At 65.5% G+C, this 17863-nt stretch carries 14 protein-coding genes and 1 pseudogene; 8 read left to right on the top strand and 7 right to left on the bottom strand.

Annotated elements, in window-relative coordinates; genetic code table 11:
* Positions 1-48: 48 nt before the first annotated feature.
* From XH85_RS37000 to XH85_RS36990, 3 genes are all read left to right on the top strand, one after another.
* Positions 49-3513 (top strand): ATP-binding protein, encoded by a 3465-nt coding sequence (locus tag XH85_RS37000; RefSeq protein WP_128935865.1) that lies wholly within the window; start codon positions 49-51, stop codon positions 3511-3513.
* A gap of 1 nt (position 3514) precedes the next feature.
* Entirely contained in the window at positions 3515-4309 is a 795-nt protein-coding gene (locus XH85_RS36995; protein ID WP_128935864.1) for a protein-L-isoaspartate O-methyltransferase family protein, read from the top strand.
* A gap of 94 nt (positions 4310-4403) precedes the next feature.
* The gene (locus tag XH85_RS36990) at positions 4404-5354 is read left to right on the top strand and encodes a DUF6492 family protein (RefSeq protein ID WP_128935863.1); all 951 of its coding nucleotides are present in this window, start codon (positions 4404-4406) and stop codon (positions 5352-5354) included.
* 12 nt (positions 5355-5366) lie between these two features.
* On the opposite strand, the gene XH85_RS36985 is transcribed toward XH85_RS36990, so the two are convergent.
* Both XH85_RS36985 and XH85_RS36980 read right to left on the bottom strand, forming a co-directional pair.
* Positions 5367-6434 carry an endo-1,4-beta-xylanase gene (locus XH85_RS36985; protein WP_128935862.1) on the bottom strand — a complete coding sequence of 356 codons (1068 nt, stop codon included), beginning with the start codon at positions 6432-6434 and terminating at the stop codon, positions 5367-5369.
* Positions 6431-7519, bottom strand: a complete 1089-nt coding sequence (locus XH85_RS36980) for a glycosyltransferase (RefSeq protein WP_128935861.1) — start codon at positions 7517-7519, stop codon at positions 6431-6433. Before XH85_RS36980 ends, XH85_RS36985 begins: the two co-directional genes overlap by 4 nt.
* A 261-nt stretch (positions 7520-7780) precedes the next feature.
* On the opposite strand from XH85_RS36980, the gene XH85_RS36975 reads away from it, so the two are divergent.
* Together XH85_RS36975 and XH85_RS36970 are read left to right on the top strand one after the other, a co-directional pair.
* On the top strand, positions 7781-9217 hold the full coding sequence (locus XH85_RS36975; protein WP_128935860.1) for an oligosaccharide flippase family protein: 1437 nt from the start codon (positions 7781-7783) through the stop codon (positions 9215-9217).
* A gap of 266 nt (positions 9218-9483) precedes the next feature.
* Positions 9484-11040, top strand: a complete 1557-nt coding sequence (locus XH85_RS36970; protein WP_128935859.1) for a L,D-transpeptidase — start codon at positions 9484-9486, stop codon at positions 11038-11040.
* A gap of 48 nt (positions 11041-11088) precedes the next feature.
* On the opposite strand, the gene XH85_RS36965 is transcribed toward XH85_RS36970, so the two are convergent.
* A complete protein-coding gene (locus tag XH85_RS36965; RefSeq protein WP_128935858.1) occupies positions 11089-11904 on the bottom strand; it encodes a class I SAM-dependent methyltransferase in 816 nt (271 codons plus the stop codon).
* Positions 11905-11998: 94 nt separating this feature from the next.
* Here XH85_RS36965 and XH85_RS36960 point away from each other — a divergent pair.
* Positions 11999-12091 (top strand): annotated as a pseudogene (locus XH85_RS36960) (oxidoreductase); the annotation flags it as partial.
* A 13-nt stretch (positions 12092-12104) separates the two neighbouring features.
* Here the strand turns inward: XH85_RS36960 and XH85_RS36955 are convergent.
* The 4 genes from XH85_RS36955 to XH85_RS36940 are packed head-to-tail and all read right to left on the bottom strand — an operon-like array spanning position 12105 to position 14648.
* Entirely contained in the window at positions 12105-12614 is a 510-nt protein-coding gene (locus XH85_RS36955; protein ID WP_128935857.1) for a DoxX family protein, read from the bottom strand.
* Positions 12611-13393: an HvfC/BufC N-terminal domain-containing protein gene (locus XH85_RS36950; protein ID WP_128935856.1), complete on the bottom strand. Its 783-nt coding sequence runs from the start codon at positions 13391-13393 to the stop codon at positions 12611-12613. The genes XH85_RS36955 and XH85_RS36950 overlap by 4 nt, the downstream gene beginning before the upstream one ends.
* Positions 13383-14297, bottom strand: a complete 915-nt coding sequence (bufB, locus tag XH85_RS36945) for an MNIO family bufferin maturase (protein WP_128935855.1) — start codon at positions 14295-14297, stop codon at positions 13383-13385. The genes XH85_RS36950 and bufB overlap by 11 nt, the downstream gene beginning before the upstream one ends.
* A 45-nt stretch (positions 14298-14342) precedes the next feature.
* A complete protein-coding gene (locus XH85_RS36940; protein ID WP_091884118.1) occupies positions 14343-14648 on the bottom strand; it encodes a BufA1 family periplasmic bufferin-type metallophore in 306 nt (101 codons plus the stop codon).
* Positions 14649-14960: 312 nt separating this feature from the next.
* On the opposite strand from XH85_RS36940, the gene XH85_RS36935 reads away from it, so the two are divergent.
* Both XH85_RS36935 and XH85_RS36930 read left to right on the top strand, forming a co-directional pair.
* Positions 14961-17057 carry an adenylate/guanylate cyclase domain-containing protein gene (locus tag XH85_RS36935; protein ID WP_128935854.1) on the top strand — a complete coding sequence of 699 codons (2097 nt, stop codon included), beginning with the start codon at positions 14961-14963 and terminating at the stop codon, positions 17055-17057.
* Positions 17058-17186: 129 nt separating this feature from the next.
* On the top strand, positions 17187-17771 hold the full coding sequence (locus tag XH85_RS36930) for a HutD/Ves family protein (protein WP_128935853.1): 585 nt from the start codon (positions 17187-17189) through the stop codon (positions 17769-17771).
* Positions 17772-17863: the final 92 nt, after the last annotated feature.

Below are 17863 nucleotides of genomic sequence, written 5' to 3'. Positions count from 1 at the left end.
GAGGGGTCCAAAGCCCTAGGACGGAGTGATGGTCGGTCAGAAATCACCATGCTGGAGAACGAGCCGGGTACGGGAACGGAGGGCGGGCTGAAGCGCTGGCTCGAGGGTATCGGTCTCGGCCACTACACTGATCTGTTCGCGCAGCACCGTCTCGATCTCGACGTCGTGGCGGACCTGACCGAGTCGGATCTAGTCGAGCTCGGATTGCCGCTCGGTGATCGCAAGCGGCTTCAGCGAGCCATGTCGGCGCTATTCCAGGCTGAAACGGCGGAGCCGTCGGCGGCAGTGGCGCCTGCGCAAGCGCGGGCGGAGGTTGGCGCGGAACGGCGTCAGCTCACCACCATGTTCTGCGACATGGTGGATTCCACCTCGCTCTCGGTTCAATTCGATCCGGAAGACGTGCGCGACATGATCGCAGGCTTCCGCGAAACCTGTGTCCGCGTGGTCAAGCATTACGAGGGCTTTGCCGCCCGTTTCGTCGGCGACGGTATCCTGGTCTATTTCGGTTATCCGACCGCTCATGAGGACGACGCCGAGCGCGCGGTGCGCGCCGGGCTCGAGATCGTGCGAGTGCTGTCGAGCGCGCGCGCGACCGAGCCGCGCGGTGCGCTCAGCCACTCGCCCGCCGTCCGCATCGGGATCGCGACCGGTCTCGTCGTGGTCGGCGATCTGGTTGGGCAGGGCACCGAGGAGCGCGATTCCGCGGTCGGAGAAACCGTCAATCTCGCCGCGCGCCTGCAAGGCCTGGCGCCGCCCAACGGCGTCGTGATCTCCGCCTCGACCCAAGCGCTGCTGAAGGGGAAGTTCGACTACCGCAATCTCGGCGTCCATGACCTGAAGGGCATCTCCGAGAAGACGCAAGCCTGGCACGTGATGCGCGCCTCGCGGGTGGAGACCCGGTTTGCCGCCGCCATGGGCACGCGGCTGACGCCGCTCGTCAACCGCGAGGAGGAGATCGCGCTATTGATGGGGCGCTGGCAGCAGGTCAAGGACGGCGACGGCCAGGTCGTCGTCAAGTTCGGCGAGCCCGGCATCGGCAAGTCGCGCATCATCCAGGAAATCTTCGAACGGATATCCGGCGATCGCCATGGACAAGTCTCGCTTCAGTGCTCGCCTTACTACACCTCCACGGCGTTCCATCCGTTCGTCGAGCAGCTCAAATTCTCTCTCGGTCTCGACCGCGAGGATGCGTCCGCGCAGTCGCTGGCGAGCCTGGAAACCGCGATCGCCGCCGCGCATGGCGACGTCGAGCAGGTCGCGCCGCTGTTTGCCGCGCTGCTGTCGATACCGACCGGCGACCGCTATCCGCGGCTCGACCTTTCGCCGCAGCAGCAGAAGGATGCGACCGTCGCGGCGCTGGTCAATCACTTCCTGGGCCTTGCCCGCGAGATGCCGCTGGTGATTGTGTTCGAGGACCTGCATTGGATCGACCCGACCTCGCGCGAGGTGATCGATCTCCTGGTCGACCGGGTGCAGAACCGGCCGATGCTGGTCATCATCACCGCGCGATCCGAATTCCAGCCGAGCTGGAACGCGCATTCGCATGTCACGACCCTGGTGCTGAACCGTCTGAGCCGGCAGCTGCGCACGACTCTGGTCGAGCGCGTCGCCGGACGAGAGCTGCCTAAGGAAGTCGTCGAGGAGATCATCGTCAAGACCGACGGCGTGCCGCTGTTCCTGGAAGAGCTGACCAAGACGGTTCTGGAATCCAACCTCCTGACCGAGCGGCATGGGCGCTACGTGCTGTCGGGCCCGTGGCGGCAGCTCGCGATCCCGGCGACCCTGACGGACTCGCTGATGGCGCGTCTGGACCGGATGGGACCGTTCAAGCGGATCGCACAGATCGGCGCCACGATCGGCCGCGAGTTTTCCTACGAGACGCTGCACACAGTCGCCAACACGCCCGCCGAGCAGATCGAAGCCGCGCTCAATCATCTGGAGCAGGCGGGCCTGATCATGCGCCGCGGCCATCCGCCGGACGCGCTCTACTCCTTCAAGCACGTGATGATCCAGAACGCCGCGCATGCGAGCTTGCTGCACAGCGAGCGCCGCAAGCTGCATTCCCGGATCGCCCAGGTGCTCGCCGAGATGTATCCGGAGAAGACCGAGCGCGAACCGGAGCTGCTCGCTCATCACCTGACCGAATCCGGCCAGAGCGAGGGCGCCGCGAGCTTCTGGCTCAAGGCCGGCAAGCAGGCGGCCAAGAGCGGCGCCAATCTGGAAGCGATCGGTCATTTGCGGCGCGGCCTCAGCGTCGTGCAGGCCAATGCGCGCATGCAGGGCGCCGACGATATGGAGCTCGAGCTGCGGATCGCACTTGGCAACGCGCTGATCGCCGCCAAGGGCTATGCCGTGCAGGAGGTCGAGGAGAACTACATCCGCGCGCTCGAGCTCGGCCAGCAGCTCGACGACGACGAAAAGACTTTCGCCGCCACGCGCGGGCTCTGGGTGTGCCATTTCATCCGCGCCGATCTCACGCGCGCGCACGATCTCAGCGTCGAATTGTTGAGATTCGCCAAGCGCGAGCGGCTGAACCAGCGGGCGCAGCCGTCGCAGCAAACCGGTTATCTGATCGAGGCGCACCGCGCGATCGCGATGACCATGCTCTATCGCGGCCGCTTTGCTGCCGCCCAGCATCACCTGCACCGCTGCATCAACCTCTACCGCCCCGATCTGCACTCCGATCTGATGGAGCGCCACGGCATTGATCCCGGCGTCGTCTCGCTCTCCTATCTCGGTTATCTCCTCTGGTTCCTCGGCCGTCCCGACGCGGCGCGCCAGCACAGCGAGCAGGCGATCGCGAACGCCGAGAAGATCCGCCATCCCTTCACCCTCGCCTTCGCGCTCATGTTCGGCGCCTATCTCTGCCAGCATCTGCGCGACGTCGAGGGCACGCGTGATCACGCCAACCGCGCCATGATCATCGCCACCGAGCACAATTTCCTGCACTGGAAGCAGCAGGCGGCGATCCTGCGCGGCTGGGCGCTGGCTCAGCTCGGCGAAGCCGACGAAGGCCTCAGCCAGATGCGCTTCGGCCTCGACGAGTATGAGGCGATGGATTCCTGGCTCGCCGGCTGCTGGTTCCGCTGCCTGCTCGCGGAGGCCTATGCCAAGGTCGGGATGCGAGATGCCGCCTTGCGCGCGTTGGATGGTGCGCTCGCGACCGCAAGACGAACCGGCGATCACTCCTACCTCGCCGAAGTCTATCGCCTGCAAGGCGAGATCACGCTGTCGGACGGCGACCCGGCATCAGTGCGGGAGGCCGAGGATATGTTCGCCCTGTCGCTGGAGACCGCGCGCAAGCAGGGTGCATTGTCCTGGGAGCTTCGTACCGCGGTCAGCCTCGCGCGGCTGTCGCACCAGGCCGGCAGGCGCGAGCACGCAAGGCTCCTGCTCGTGCCCATCGTCGGCAAGTTCAGCGAAGGTTTCTACACGCCGGACCTGAAGCAGGCGATGCAGCTGGTCGACGAGCTCGGTGCGGACGCGCTCGTCCGCGAGCAGGTCGACCCTTGACATGAGCGATCTTGCCGCAGCGCGTGCGCGTTACGCCGAGACAATCGCAAAGCGCGAGCGGATTGCCTCAAAGCGCCTGCTCGAAGCGCTCGCCACCGTCCCGCGCGAGGGTTTTCTGCCAAGGGGACCCTGGCGCATCAAGAGCGCGACGTCGCGCAGCTATCGGCTGACGCCGGACGCCGATCCCGTACATCTCTACGACAATGTGCTGGTCGCGATCGACGCGCGCCGCAGGCTTGATACCGGGCTGCCGAGCCTGTGGGCGCACTTCATCGACGTGCTCGAGGTCGGGGAGAAGGACCGGGTGGTCCAGATCGGCTGTGGGCTCGGCTATTTTTCCGCGGTGCTGTCGAAGATCGTCGGCCCAAAGGGCAGGGTGCTTGCAATCGAATGCGACGAGCGGTTTGCGAAACGCGCTGCGGGTCACCTCCGCGCTTATCGCAATGTCGAGGTGGTCCATGGCGATGGATGCGAGAAGATCAGCGAACCCGCCGACGTCATCATCGTGCACGCTGGTTTCACGCACCCGCACCCACTCTGGCTCGAGCAGCTCCGTCCGCGCGGGCGGCTCCTGGTGCCGCTGACGCAGCGCGACCGCGAAGGTGCCGCCCTCAAGATCACGCGCAAGGGCAGGGGTTTTGAGGCCGAGGCGGTGCAGCAGATCCGGATCTTTCCCGGCCAGGGCCGAGGTGTGTCCGCGCTCGACGACCGCGTCGCCGATTGGTGGCAGCGCGCCTCCGCATTGGCGCCGCTGCGCTTTCGCAGGCTCGAGCAGGGGCTGCCGGCGGATGGCTAATACTTCGTTTCATTTTACCTTGATTGCGAATGGACGTATCCAACGCGCCCTGACGCGGCTATGACTGCGGCCTGACTGCCATTCGAGCGCGCCCATGCATTCCGTTGCCCTGCTGACCGCCAGCTACGCCAAGGATATCGAGCGCTTTTCGCTGCTCAGCGAGAGCATCGACACCTGGCTCTCGGGGTACACGCGGCATTATGTTCTCGTTAACGATGAGGACGTGCCGCTGTTCGAGCGGTTCGGTTCCGACAAGCGCGTCATCGTCCCGGCCTCGCGTTACCTGCCGAAATGGCTCTTCGCGCTGCCGCCGGCCCTCCAGTTCATCAGCAGCCGGCGCGTCTGGCTTTCGCTGCTCTCGTCACCGGTGCACGGCTGGCACATCCAGCAGATCCTGAAGATCGCCGGCGTCCTCAACGCGCCGGAGCAGCGCGTCTGCATCCTGGACTCAGACAATCTGTTCTTCCGCGAATTCGACGTCGGCCAATACGCCGGCGGTGAGAAGACGCCGCTCTTCGTCACGCCGAAGGCTATCGCTGCCGATGCGCCGCTGCACGCCCTGTGGCTGCGCACCGTCGATCAGCTCCTCGGCGTGAAGGACCGGTCCTTCCCCGCGGACGACTATGTCGGCAACGCGCTGGTGTGGGACAGGGACACCGCGCGCGCGATGACCGGCGCCATCAAGGCGGCGACGGGGCTGAACTGGGCCCTGGCGCTGTGCCGCAAGAAGAAGTTTTCCGAGTACCTGCTCTATGGCCATTTCGTCGCGAGCTCGCCCGCGCACCTGGCCACTCACCAGGTCACGGAAGACAGCATCGCGGTCTCGCACTGGGACGACACGCGCCTCGACCGTCCGGCCATCGAAGCGATGATGCGCGCCGCCTCGCCCGAACAGGTCGCGCTCTGCATCCAGTCCTATTCCTCGACCTCGATCGACGACATCCGCGACGTGTTCCGGTTGAATTCGCGCGACCGGCGCGCGCCGAGCCTGTCGCCCGACCATATGGGAGAGGTGGCCGCATTCGAGGTGCCGAAGACACGCTAGACGCCGACGCGCTCAAGCATCCTTCGTGAACTTGCTGATCACGTCCATGAACGGCTTCGGCTTGAACTCGCCGTCGAGCGGCAGGGGACGGTTCGGCTGCTTGTCCTTGCGGGCGAAGGTGCCGTTGATCCAGCTGTAGCGATCCGAGATGCCCCAAGTCAGGATCGAGCGCACCGGTCCGCTGGTTGAAATGGCCGTCAGCAGATCGTCGACGCGCTTGGCGACGATGGCGTCGCGCTCCGCCGGGCTTCCCGTCAGCTTCTGGTCGTCGACGTCGAGCTCGGTGACGAGCACCTCGAGCCCCCAGGAACGCAGCTCGGTGACGAATTCGGCGAGCCCGTGCGTGTCGATCTCGAGCTCGGCATGCAGATGCGATTGCAAGCCCACGGCGTGGAGCGGAACGCCCTGGTCGAGCAAATCCATGATCAGGTTACGGTACGCTGCGCGCTTGGCGGTGAAGGAGTCCTTGGCCGATTCGATGTCGTATTCGTTGATCGCGAGCTTGACGAAGGGGTCGGCCGCGGCGGCGGTACGGAAGGCCAGCGGAATCCAGCGCTCGCCGAGATGCTGTGTCCAGAACGTATCGCGCCGGTCAGTGATCTTCTTCGGATTGTCCGGGATCGGCTCATTGACGACGTCCCAAGACGTCAGCTTGTCCTTGTAATAGGAGACGACGGTGCCGATGTGATCGACGAAGGCGCGCTCGACGCCCTTGCCGTCCTTGATCTGCTTGGTCCAGTCGGGAATGTCGTGATACCAGGCGAGCGTGTGGCCGCGCATCGTCAGATCGTTGTCTCGCGCGAAATCCAGGATCGCGTCGGCGCGCTCGAAGGCGAAGGTGTGCGCGTCCGGCCGCAGCATCGGCCATTTCAGCTCGAGCACCGGCACGACCTGCGTGCAATAGGTGCTGATGGCGTCCCCAAGCCGCGGATCGGCTTGCAGGTCCCAGAGCGTGGCCGCAGCGCCATAGCCCGGGCGGCGCTGGCCACGTTTCGAGGCCGGCACTGCTGACGCGGATGCGCCCGCTGCGAGCGTTGCAGCGCAACCGAGCAGGAATTCGCGTCTGTCGAGCCTCGTCACGCGTGGTTCTGCATTGCCGCTTCGGCGATCTCGTAATACTGAAGCGCGCCCTTCTCGAGCGTCAGATTGTCCAGCACATAGTCGCGCGGCGCGAAGTCGCCGACGCTAGCCTGCGACCAGAAGCCGTTCCAGCCGGATCTGAAGCCGTCAGCATCGGTGAAGGTCATGCCACAGCGCGCATCGAAATAAGGCACCGAGGATACGCCGCCCTCGAACCTCACTTTGTTCGGGAAATATTTCGGATCCTGCCACGGCCCGCCGCGATCCCAGGCAAAGACAGGGACACCGCTCGACAGCGCCTGCTGGCAGGCGATGCCCTGGCTCTCGTGCTCGCAGAGGAAGACCATGCTGCGGCAACGCGCTAGCGCCGCTTTGTAGTCGTCTTCCTTGTAGTGGCCGTAGCGGATCACCTCGACGGAGCGGCCGCTCGCTTCGAGATACCTGCGGACCGGCTCGATCAGCTCCGCCTCGTACCGCTCGTAATCCCAGCGGACCTTGTCATAGAGCAGCACGTCGACGCTCTTCTGCTCGGTTGGCGCTGGTGTCCACAAATCGGTCTCGATGCCGACGGGCCAGGCGCCGACATGGGGCCAGTGCGGACGGAACATGTCGGCGTACCAGGTGCATGGCACCAGCACGCGCTTTACGTCGAGGTCCTTCAGACTCTCCGGCGCATCGATCGGGTGGTCGTACATGGCGACGCCGAGCAGCAGCGGGTTCTTCCACTTGAACCAGTCGAGCACGAACGGCCGGCCGATGATGCAGGCCAGTTCTTCGGGATGCTTCTGGATGTAGCGATAGTCGTTGACGCGATAGCGGATGCCGAGCCGATCGAGGCCCGCGCACAGATTGAGGAGCACGCGCCGCTGGCCGCTGACGTAGGACTTGCCCAGCAGCAAGCGCCGCAGCAGCGGCCGGAGGTGGCGGTCACCGGGAAACCAGCGATCGTCCCGTTCCTCGAAGAAGAGGTTGAGGACCATCCTGTCGCCGCCAGTCATGCCTGGGGTTGCCGGAACCAGCGGCGCGTCAGCGCCGCGATGCGGCCGAGAGGTCGGCTTCGCCCGTGTTCGTTCGGCAACGTCCATGTCAGTCACATCAGCGCATCGGAGGAGTCGGGCGACGTTTCGCTATCATTGCTTCTTTTCTGTGATCCCGCCGGCCCCTTCAAGGACAGGGCAAATTTAACGCTAACGCGCGATAACCGCGCGAACGCTTCATTCGCGGTCCGATTTGCAGGCTTATGCGGCTATCTTGCCGATGCCAGCGCTGCAGTCCGATTGTTCCAGCAAAGTCCAAGTGTTTTAACGCTTCGTTAATCCTCACGGCCGCAACCGGTCCCAGTCCGCATGCTGAATCGCCATTTCTCCATCTATCTCGTCGCCTACATCCTGCCGGCGGCGGTGGGGTTCTTCGCGGTCACGGCCTACACGCGGCTGCTGACGCCGGCGGAGTACGGCGTCTATGTCGTCGGCATCAGCCTTGCCGGAATCTTGGGCGCGATCTTCTTCGCCTGGATCAAGCTGTCGGTATCGCGCTATCAGGCGATGTCTGCGGAGGTGGATTTTCGCGGTACGGCCATGGTCGCCTTTGCGCTGACCGCCGCGGTTCTGTGCGCCACCACTCCGCTGGTCTTCCTGTTCCGCAGCGACGTCAGCGTCGAGCTGTTGCTCGCCAGCATGTTCGTCGCGATCATGGCCAATGCGGTCGATGTCGGCCAGGAATTCGAGCGTGCCAAGCTGCGCCCCTACCGCTTCGCGGCGATCTCGATCGTGCGCAGCGTGTCGAGCGTCGGCTTTGGCCTCGCCGGCATCTGGCTCGGCTGGGGCGGATTGGGGCTGCTCGCGGCATTCGGCCTGGGCTCGCTCACCGGCATCATCCTGAATCTGGTCGGTGACCGCACCAAGATCGCGCGCTTCCAGCGCAGCCAGTTCATGCAGCTCGCACGCTATGGCCTGCCATTGACGCTGGCCGGGCTTTCCGTTGCGGTCTACTCAGCCTGCGACCGCCTCATCGTCGCCTATTTGCTAGGCAAGGATGCCGCCGGCATTTTTGGCGTGGCCGCGGACCTGCCGCGCCAGTTCATGGTCATGATCGCCTCCAGCGTCGCTGCGGCCACAGTGCCGCTGGTGTTCCGCTCGTTGTCCGAGAAGAACGATGTGGTGACGCGGGAGCGGCTGACCGAGAGCCTCGAGCTGCTGCTCGTCGTCGTCGCGCCGGTCGCGGTCTGGCTCGCGCTGGCGGCAGACCAGGTCGCCGGCACGCTGGTCGGCGTCGACTTCCGCGCCGGTGTGTCCGCGCTGCTGCCGACCCTGGTGCTCGCGCGCTTCTTCGGCATTGCCAATCAGTTCTATGTCCAGATCAGCTTCCAGCTCGCCGAACGGCCCTTCATGCTGGCGGCACAGTCCTTCCTCACGCTGGTCGTCAGCGTCGTCTTGATGTTCGCGCTGGTCGCTGGCTACGGGCTCTACGGTGCGGCGCTGGCAACCTTCGCGACCGAGGCGATCGGCTTCCTCGTTGCCGTCGTCCTGATGCATCGCGCCCACCCGGTCCCGTTCGACCTCAACCGCCTCGCCACTGTTGCCGCTTCCGCTGCGGCGATGGCGGCCGCGATCCTGATGGCGCGATCGCAAACGGGCGGCACCGGTCTCGGGTCGCTCATCGTCGTGAGCCTCGCCGGTGGCCTCGCTTACGCTGCCGCGGCGTGGCTGATGAACGTTGCGAACGTGCGAACGTTGTCACTGCGCCTCCTGCGAACGTTCAACCGGAAGGCGCTGGGCGTCTAGTTGCGCAGTGGGCGCGGTCGGCGCCAGACGCCGGCCCCGGGCGCCCGATCCGGACATTCTGCCGCAGCGATCGAGGCCAGCTTCGGGCCAGCTTCGGCCGGAGGCCGCCTTCCGCCTGTGCGAACCGTCATATATGAGAGATTGTCGCCGGAACGTGCCGAATCTCGCCACAGAGGGAACGTAAGGCGGCTGCGAATTCTTAAGTCAAAGAGCGCAATTTGACATTTGAGCGACACCGGCAGACTGGCAGTTCGACCGAGGATGGCATGAAAAACCGATCGACGACGGCGCAATCCACCAGGGCGATGCGGCGTCGGGGGCCTGCCGGGATCATCGCGCTTGCGGCAGTGGCCACGTTTGCGGCGGTGGCCCCGGCGACCGCGGCCAAGCAGCCCCGCCAGGCGGCCGAGGCGGTGGCGCCGCGCGTGGCCGGCGAGCCAATCATGGCGATCGTGTCGATCAAGAGCCAGCAGGTCACCTTCTACGACGCCGACGGCTGGATCCTGCGCGCGCCGGTATCGACCGGCACCACGGGACGCGAGACGCCGGCCGGCGTCTTCGCCGTCATCGAGAAGGACAAGGACCATCATTCGACCATGTATGACGATGCCTGGATGCCGAACATGCAGCGCATCACCTGGAATGGCATCGCGCTGCATGGCGGGCCGCTGCCCGGCTATGCCGCCTCGCATGGCTGCGTGCGGATGCCGTTCGGCTTTGCCGAGAATTTGTTCGAAAAGACGTATATCGGGATGCGGGTGATCATCTCGCCGGACGATGCGGTCCCGACCGAGTTCTCTCACCCCTCGCTATTCATGCCGAAGCGGGAGGCCATGGCGGCGGCGCCGAGCCGTGCCGACAAGCTCTCCGTCGAGGCCGAGGAGGCCACGAGGGCCGCCGACGAGGCCAAGAAGGCCGCATCGGCAGCGGCGAAAGAAGCCGCCTCGCTCCCGGCGGCGCTGCGCAAGCTGGACCAGCAGAAAGCCCGCGCTGACGCCGAGCTCGCCTTCGCCGACAAGTCGCTCGCGAATGCAAAGACCGATCAGGCCCGCGCCAAGGCCGAGGAGCTGAAGCAGAAGGCCGCCACCAAGGCTGCGGATGCAGCGACGCAGCTCGATGCCGCCAAGGCCGCCGCGCAGCCGAAGCGCGACGCCGCCGCCGCCACCAAGGAGGCCGCCAAGGCGGCGGCGACCAGGAAGGCCGACGTCGTGAAGGCTGCGACCGACGCAAAGCTCGCGCTCGAGCCGGTCTCGGTCTACATCAGCCGCGCGACGCAGAAGCTGTATGTGCGGCGAAATACCCACAAGCCGGCGCCCGACGGCGGCGGCGAGGTGTTCGACACCAGTATCGAGGTCCCCGTCACGATCCGCAATCCCGACCTGCCGCTCGGCACGCACATCTTCACGGCGATGGCGAAGACCGATACGGGTCTGCGCTGGAGCGTGGTCACGATTGAAAACGGCGACGGGGCGAGGAACGCGCTCGACCGGATCACCATCCCGCAGGAGGTGCTCGACCGCATCGCGCCGACCGCGTTGCCGCGCTCGTCAATCATCATCTCGGACGAACCGTTGAGCAGCGAGACCAATTACCGCACCGAATTCGTCGCGGTGCTGAGCAACCAGCCGCAGGGCGGCTTCATCACGCGCAAGCCGACCGCGCCGGCCATGATCGCGAGCGATGACGGCTGGGACAATGGCGGCAACGGCTTCTTCTTCTTCCAGCAGCGCGACCCGTATGTGCAACCGGTCAATCCGCGTCGGCAGCGTGGCCAGTACCAGTACTATCAGTCGACGCAGCCGATGCAGCGGAATTGGTGGTAAGCGGGCGCGCCACCGCGCCGGGGCCGTACGTGATGGACGCCGAAGTCATCAGATGCGGCGCGCCGTGATCACCAGCGCTTGGATCTTGGCTTCGACCGGCCCTGACCCGTGGCGGATTCGGATCGCCTCGGCAACGGCGTCGGTCGCAGCCTGAAGCCTGCTCGCATCCCGGGCTTCGATCTCGCCACGTAGCGGCGTTCCCTGACAGTATGCGATCGCCACGTGTTCCGCCGTTGGCGCGCGGCTGATTGCGGCTCGCGTTTCGATCGAGATGTTGCCAAAACCTGCGCGTTCGAGATCGGCTCGGATGATCGTCTGGTCGAAATAGCCGTGCGGTGTCCGGGCCATGAAACGAGGCGGATCATCGGGAAACAACTTGCCGAGCGCCATCGTTGCATCGTGGGCGAACACGTTCTCCTCGATGCGGTCCCAGACGTTGAAGAGGAACGTGCCGCTCGGCTTCAAGACGCGCCTTGCTTCTGAATAGCCCTTGACGCGGTCCGGAAAGAACATGGCGCCGAACTGGCAGCAGACCACGTCGAACTCGGCGTCGCCGAAGGGCAGGGCGGTTGCATCCGCCTGACGCCAGGTGATGCGAGCATCGTCCGCCTGACGCTGCGCTGCGACCGCGAGCATCGGCTCGTTGAGGTCAGTCGCAACATAGCGGACGCCGCGTGGCAGCGCCGCTGCCACGGCGCGCGTCACCGCGCCGGTGCCCACCGCGATTTCGAGCAACACGGAGGGAGAGAGCGCGGCGACGCGTCTTGCGATGTCGTCGGCATACTCGGCGAAGATCATCGGGACGAGATATTCGTCGTAGAGCTTTGGGACCGAGCCGGCGAAAACCTTGTCAGTGTCGGACATGCTTGCCTCGCTGAAGGTCTGGACACGGGATTCAAGCTAGCACGGATCGCCACGTCGCCGCGCCAGCAAAGACGTGACCCGGGCCGGCTGCTGCATCGCCTATGCGGTGCTGTTCTTCCTGTCGGACGAAAGCGTCTACGTCACCGCGCAGACGCTCGCGGTCGACAGCGGCCTGAGCGGGATGTGAGGCCGGCAGCGTCTTATCGCGCGTGCGATCGCGCGCGACAGATGAGATGGTCGAGCGAGATATGCCCGGGTCCGTAAGCCATGAGAGCGAGTGCCATGGCCGCCCAGGTGAGGTGAAGCGGCCAGCCGTCGGGCACGGTGAGCTCGACGATGACGGTCATGAACAATAATCCGAGCGCGGCGAACCGTGTGCCGAGACCCAGCACCAGCAGGATCGGAAACATGATCTCGCCACATCCCGACAGAAAGGCCAGCACCGCCGGCGCAGGAAAGTGATAGGGCCCGCCGGGCAGATGCAGCATGAACTCGTCGCTGAACAGCGCCACCGCGGTGTCGTTGAGTCTGAGGAAGCCGTCCCACTTGAGGATGCCCGAGCGCCAGAACGGAACGGCAAGCGCCGCGCGCAGCACGAGCTGAACGAGCGAGGGCGCGGCAATCGTCCGTATCAGATCGTTGGCCTTGTCGAGCAGCAGTCCGAGTGACGGCAGGCCGCTTCCTGCGGTCATGCGTTGGTCGGTGATCATCGTGCGTCTCCGAGAACAAGCGAAGTGAACGCGCCAGCCTCGATCAGGCCGGTGATGTTGAAAGTGAGATCGAAATCGGGGCATGCATCCAGCGCCGACGCAGCGGCCCCGCCGAGTGGCTCGCCCGACGCCAGACGTTCGGCAAACACTGCGCCGCCGGGCGGAAGGCGCCGCACCATGACGTCGAGTTCGGGCCGGGTGATCAGTGCGTCTTCCGGCGTGGACGCGTCGATGCGTGCGACGGGCGCGCTGTCGCGGTTGGCGGCAAAGACCGTCACCGCCGAGAATGACGAGCGTACGATTCGCAGCGCCGGATGCGGGATGAAGACGAGATCGGCCAGTCGCTCCGTGGCGACGGCTGCGAGCCCGGCGGGCGACAGCGGTGCGGCGTCTCGCGCATGGTAGGCATCGAGCCACGCCCGCTCGATGCGGGCGACATCCGCAAGCCAGGGCATTGTCTGGGCGTACTCATATCGTGCGATGAAGTCGGCAAACTCGCGGCCATATTCGAACAGCAGCGGCGAAGTTGGCGGGCTGCTGCGGATGTGGAAGCGCGCCATGGCACGGAAGAAATCAGGACCGGTGATGCGCTGCACCGCTGGATAAATCGCAGCGAGCGCGCTGATCAGGCTCACCGTGACATTGTTGCGGTAGACGGCGTAGCGCTTGCCGGCGGCCTTGCCGTTGGGACCCGCCACGATCGCAGGCGCCGACCGCGCGGGGTCCAGCAGGCCCAGCGCAAAGGCGGCGGCAAAGGATAGATCCTGCTCAGGCGGCATGACGGTCTCCCACCAGCGCGGCTGGGCCGTAACGATCCAGAATCGCTTGTGCTGCGGTGGCTTCCGCCTGCAGGACCGGCCAGTCCGGAATCATGCTGTCCCATTCGATCAGCGTCGGCACGCCGCCGCGGCGCCGGATGACGATCTCGTAGAGCTTCCATACGGCATCCGCGACCGGGCCGTCATGGCTGTCGATCAGCAGCAGGTTGCCTTCGTCGTCGGCCTGCTCAGCATGGCCGGCGAGGTGGATCTCTCCGACGCGCGACAGCGGAAACTCCGCGAGATACTCAAGCGCGGAAAATCCGTGATTGGTCGCGGATACGAAGACGTTGTTGATGTCGAGCAGCAGCCCGCAGCCGGTGCGTTCGGCCATGGCGCGGATGAAATCGGTCTCGCTCATCGACGATTCGCGAAAGGCGACATAGGTCGACGGGTTTTCCAATAGCAGCGGACGGCGGATCGCGTTCTGCACCTGGTCGATGTGGTCGCAGACGCAAGCCAGCGTCGCTTCGGTGTAAGGCAGTGGCAGAAGATCGTTGAAGAAGCTGGTGTCATGCGTCGACCAGGCAAGATGCTCGGAGACCAGCGCCGGCTGGTAGCGAGCTACCAAGCCTCGGAAGCGGGCCAGATGCGCCTTGTCGAGCGGCTGGGGTGAACCGATCGACATGCACACGCCGTGCAGCGACAGCGGATGGTCGCGGCGGATCGCCTCCAGCGCGCGATGGGGCGCGCCGCCCGCGCCCATGTAGTTTTCGGCGTGCACCTCGAAGAATCCGCGTTGCCGGTCCGCGCTCAGGATGGCCTCGAGGTGCTCGGGCTTGAAGCTCGTCCCGGCAACGCCGCCGATGGGAGCGGAGTAGCGGAGTGGCACCGCCGACACGTCGGGCACGATTGCCGTGGTCATGGTCTCCTCCGCTTTTCCATATTGTCGTGGGCGCGACGCCGCGCGTTAGACCGGCTTGAGCGAACCCTTCTTGCCGTTCGGCAGCTCGATGCTGGAGCAGGTGCCGCCCTGCACGAACTTCCAGGCGTTGCCCTGGAAGTCGACGGTCGAGGTGCCCTGGCAAGTCGTGCCCGGCCCCGCCGCGCAATCGTTCTGGCCCTTCAGCGCGACGCCGAAGCATTTTTCCTTCTTGGCGGCGATGGCGGCATCGCCCTCCGCCTTGGTCAGCGGGCCGGCGGCGGCAAGGGTGGCGAGGGCGGTTGATACCGCGCCGGCGAGAACGATCGACGTGACGACATGCTTGGCAGACATCGGAGTTTCTCCTGTTCGAGATAGCATCGCCCGGGCAGGCGAAGGCGCATGGTCTGCTTCGCTCCGCGCGCAGCCCGCGTTACCGCGAAGCTGCTCACGAATCCGTGAGACCGTTTGGATCTGGCGCACCACAGGTGCGCTTGGGTCAGGATTAGCGGGCATGCGGCCGTTCAAATCCAATGCCTTGGCGCTATCGAGACATTAGCGGGAGAGCATTGGCTGCGATCGATTGGGCCTGCCAGAGGTAATGAACGGCGGAAGCCTGCGTAGAGCAATGATAGGAGCCGTGCCCGGCCGAAGGCGGAAACAACCATGAACGTCGATCCCGGACGGCAGCTTCGCGCGATCGCCAGGCTGACGGTCAGCATTCGCCTGGCCGTCTCGGCCCTGGTCCTGGCCGCGATCCTGCTGACCGCGGCGCTGTCGAGCCTGTTGTGGTGGCGAACGGCGGAGGCGACCAGCCGGCAGCTTGCTTCGACTATCAACGAGCAGATCGTCGCGGCGGTCCGCAAGGAGGTCTCGGCCATCGTCGACGAGGCGCGCGCCGCGCACACGGCAATCCGCACCCTGTTCCTCCAGAACGTGCTCGACACCCGCGAGGCCGACAAGCGCGAATTCGTGTTCCTCTCGCAGTTGCAGTCGCAGGCGACGATCTCCTGGGTCGCCTTCGGCTGGCCGGACGGCTCCTTCTTCTCCGCGCATAAGCTCGGCGATCGCCGTCTGGAGATGATGGAGATATCGCTGACCGACCATGCGGGCCAGCGGCGCGTTGACGAGTATGACGTGGTGCCCGGCGATATCGAGTTCGCCAATCGCCGTTTCGAGCCGACCGAGTTTCGCGTCGCCGACCGCACCTGGTTCAAGGCTGGGCTCGCGGCCGAGGAGCCGCAATGGTTCAGGGTGATGGACCATCCCACCGGCGAGCGGCCGTCGATTGCCTTCGCAGGACCGATCGACGTCTATCAGGAGCGGCAGGGCGTGCTCGCGATCATGATCGAATATACGCGGCTCGCGCGCTTCCTGTCGCAGCTCGAGGTCGGTCGGACGGGAACGGCCTTCATCATCGATGATAGCGGTGAGCTGGTCGCCGCACCGGATAAGGACGCCGACGAGCTGCATCCCGCCAAGGGCGATACCAAGCTGCTCCCATTGGCGCGGCTGGCGCTCGCGGCGGCAGGCGACGAGGGCCGCAAGCGGGCCTCGCGCAGCCGGCTGACGTCCGTTGGCGCGGCCTATGAAGTCGCGCTCGCGCCGCTGCCTTTTCACGGCTGGTCGCTCGCCACGGTGATCCCGGAGGCCGAGTTTCTCGGGCCGGTCGAGGCGACGCTGCGGCGCCTGATCCTCGGCCTCGCAATCGGCGCCGTGCTGGCGGCGCTGGCATCGGCAATGTTGGCGCGCTCCGTCATTGCTGCGCCGCTGTCGCGTGTCGTGGGCGAGCTCCGCCACGTCGAGGCTTTCGCGCTTGAGCAGGTCCGCCGCCATCCGTCGCGTCTCAAAGAGATCGCGAGCCTGTCGGGCGCGATCGCCGAAATGGCAGCCGGCCTCTCCGCGTTCCGCAAGTTCATCCCGGCCGATCTCGTCCGTTCGCTGCTGCGTCAGGGCGTCGAGGCCAAACCCGGCGGCAGCATTCAGGTGCTCAGTGTGATGTTCATCGACATCGCCGGTTTCACCGGATTGTCGGAGCGGCTCGGCGACCGCGTGGTGCCGCTGTTGTCGCGCTATCTCGACCTCGCCTCCGAGGTCATCGTCGCCAATGGCGGCACCATCGACAAGTTCATCGGCGATGCCGTGATGGCATTCTGGGGCGCGCCGCAGCCGCAGTCCGACCACGCGCTGCGATGCTGCCGCGCGGCACTCGGCTGCCGGAGAGCAATCGACGCCTCTGGCCTTGCCGACGATCTCGGCCAGCCGCTCCAGATCCGGATCGGCATCAATTCCGGCCGTATGCTGGTCGGCAATATCGGTTCGGAGCTGCGCCTGAACTATACCGTGATTGGCGATGCGGTGAACGTTGCCAGCCGTCTCGAGGGCGCCAACAAATCCTACGGCACGCAAATCCTGATCGGCGAGGCAACCGAACGTCTGGCCCGCGGCGCCATCATCACGCGCGAGATCGACAGCATTGCCGTGTACGGACGCGAGGAGGGATTTTCGGTCTACGAGCTGATCGGGCTCGTCGGGGAGGATGGCATCGGCAACGAACCTCCCGCTTGGGTCGGTAGCTACGCGCAGGGACTTGCCCATTACCGCGCACGCCGGTTTACAGCCGCGCTCGCCGATTTCGAAGCCGTGCTGTCTGAGCGCGGCCGCGATGGTCCAGCCGAGCTGATGCGCGAGCGCTGTCGGAAATTGTCCGCCGCTGCACCCGATGACTCCTGGCGTCCGGTCGCAGCGTTGACGACGAAGTAGCAAATGCGTTGCTCAACGAGCTGACCGGCGGGCTCCGACGCGAAGGTCTGATGGCAGGCGCGCGGCATCGGCGCGCGTCATTCGCCAAACCAGTTGGCAAAGTCGGCCCATCACGGGCATGATGCGAACATGAAAACAACGCTGCTCAAATCCGAACACTACACCCGCTCGCCCTGGAAGAATGGCGGCGGCATTTTCACCGATATCGCGGGTGCCCATCGCGCTGGCGCGCCCGTGAAGGATTGGGACAGCCTGCTATGGCGCTTCGCCTCGACGCCGATTGTGGCGCCGGGTCCGTTCTCCCATATGCCCGGCATCGACCGGCTCCAGATGATCGTAGGCGGGCGCGGGCTGGTGCTGAAGTCGCCCACGCAGGAATTCGACGAGCGCGAGCCGTTCACCACGGTGCGTTTTGCCGGCGAGCTCGCAATCGTCACCGAGCTCGAGGCGGGTCCCGTCGAGGTCGTGAACCTGATGGCGCGGCGGGGTGCGGCGGAGATCGAGCTCGAAGCGCTCAGGGAGCCCGGCGATCGAGCGTTGTTTGCCGGCACGCATCTGGTTTACGCGGTTCGGGACGATTGCAGCATCCGTCTTGGCGACGCGCATTTTGCCATTCCTGGCGGCGGCACGCTGAAGATCGAGCTCACCGAGCCATCGCGCCTTGCGCTCGCATCGGGTCTGGCGGTGCTGGGATCGATTCGGATCGTCGGCTAGACGGCGACTGTCCCGCCAAGCCGCTGCGCACAAACCGGGCAATTGGCCAGGTTGACGCCGCCGCGTCGGAGCACGATATCTGCTCGATGCAG

The organism is Bradyrhizobium zhanjiangense (assembly GCF_004114935.1).
Lineage (GTDB): Bacteria > Pseudomonadota > Alphaproteobacteria > Rhizobiales > Xanthobacteraceae > Bradyrhizobium > Bradyrhizobium zhanjiangense.
The sequence above is the reverse complement of the archived record's forward strand: the minus strand, read 5'-3'. Positions and strand labels throughout refer to the sequence as shown.

Bases quoted from the DNA above. Each gene is read 5' to 3' on its own strand.
- XH85_RS36940 (WP_091884118.1), bottom strand. From the start codon at position 14,648: ATGTCTGCCAAGCATGTCGTCACGTCGATCGTTCTCGCCGGCGCGGTA.
- XH85_RS36970 (WP_128935859.1), top strand. From the start codon at position 9,484: ATGAAAAACCGATCGACGACGGCGCAATCCACCAGGGCGATGCGGCGT.
- XH85_RS36950 (WP_128935856.1), bottom strand. From the start codon at position 13,393: ATGCCGCCTGAGCAGGATCTATCCTTTGCCGCCGCCTTTGCGCTGGGC.
- XH85_RS36975 (WP_128935860.1), top strand. From the start codon at position 7,781: ATGCTGAATCGCCATTTCTCCATCTATCTCGTCGCCTACATCCTGCCG.
- XH85_RS36980 (WP_128935861.1), bottom strand. From the start codon at position 7,519: ATGGACGTTGCCGAACGAACACGGGCGAAGCCGACCTCTCGGCCGCAT.
- XH85_RS37000 (WP_128935865.1), top strand. From the start codon at position 49: ATGCTGGAGAACGAGCCGGGTACGGGAACGGAGGGCGGGCTGAAGCGC.
- XH85_RS36930 (WP_128935853.1), top strand. From the start codon at position 17,187: ATGAAAACAACGCTGCTCAAATCCGAACACTACACCCGCTCGCCCTGG.
- bufB (WP_128935855.1), bottom strand. From the start codon at position 14,297: ATGACCACGGCAATCGTGCCCGACGTGTCGGCGGTGCCACTCCGCTAC.
- XH85_RS36965 (WP_128935858.1), bottom strand. From the start codon at position 11,904: ATGTCCGACACTGACAAGGTTTTCGCCGGCTCGGTCCCAAAGCTCTAC.
- XH85_RS36935 (WP_128935854.1), top strand. From the start codon at position 14,961: ATGAACGTCGATCCCGGACGGCAGCTTCGCGCGATCGCCAGGCTGACG.
- XH85_RS36995 (WP_128935864.1), top strand. From the start codon at position 3,515: ATGAGCGATCTTGCCGCAGCGCGTGCGCGTTACGCCGAGACAATCGCA.
- XH85_RS36990 (WP_128935863.1), top strand. From the start codon at position 4,404: ATGCATTCCGTTGCCCTGCTGACCGCCAGCTACGCCAAGGATATCGAG.
- XH85_RS36955 (WP_128935857.1), bottom strand. From the start codon at position 12,614: ATGATCACCGACCAACGCATGACCGCAGGAAGCGGCCTGCCGTCACTC.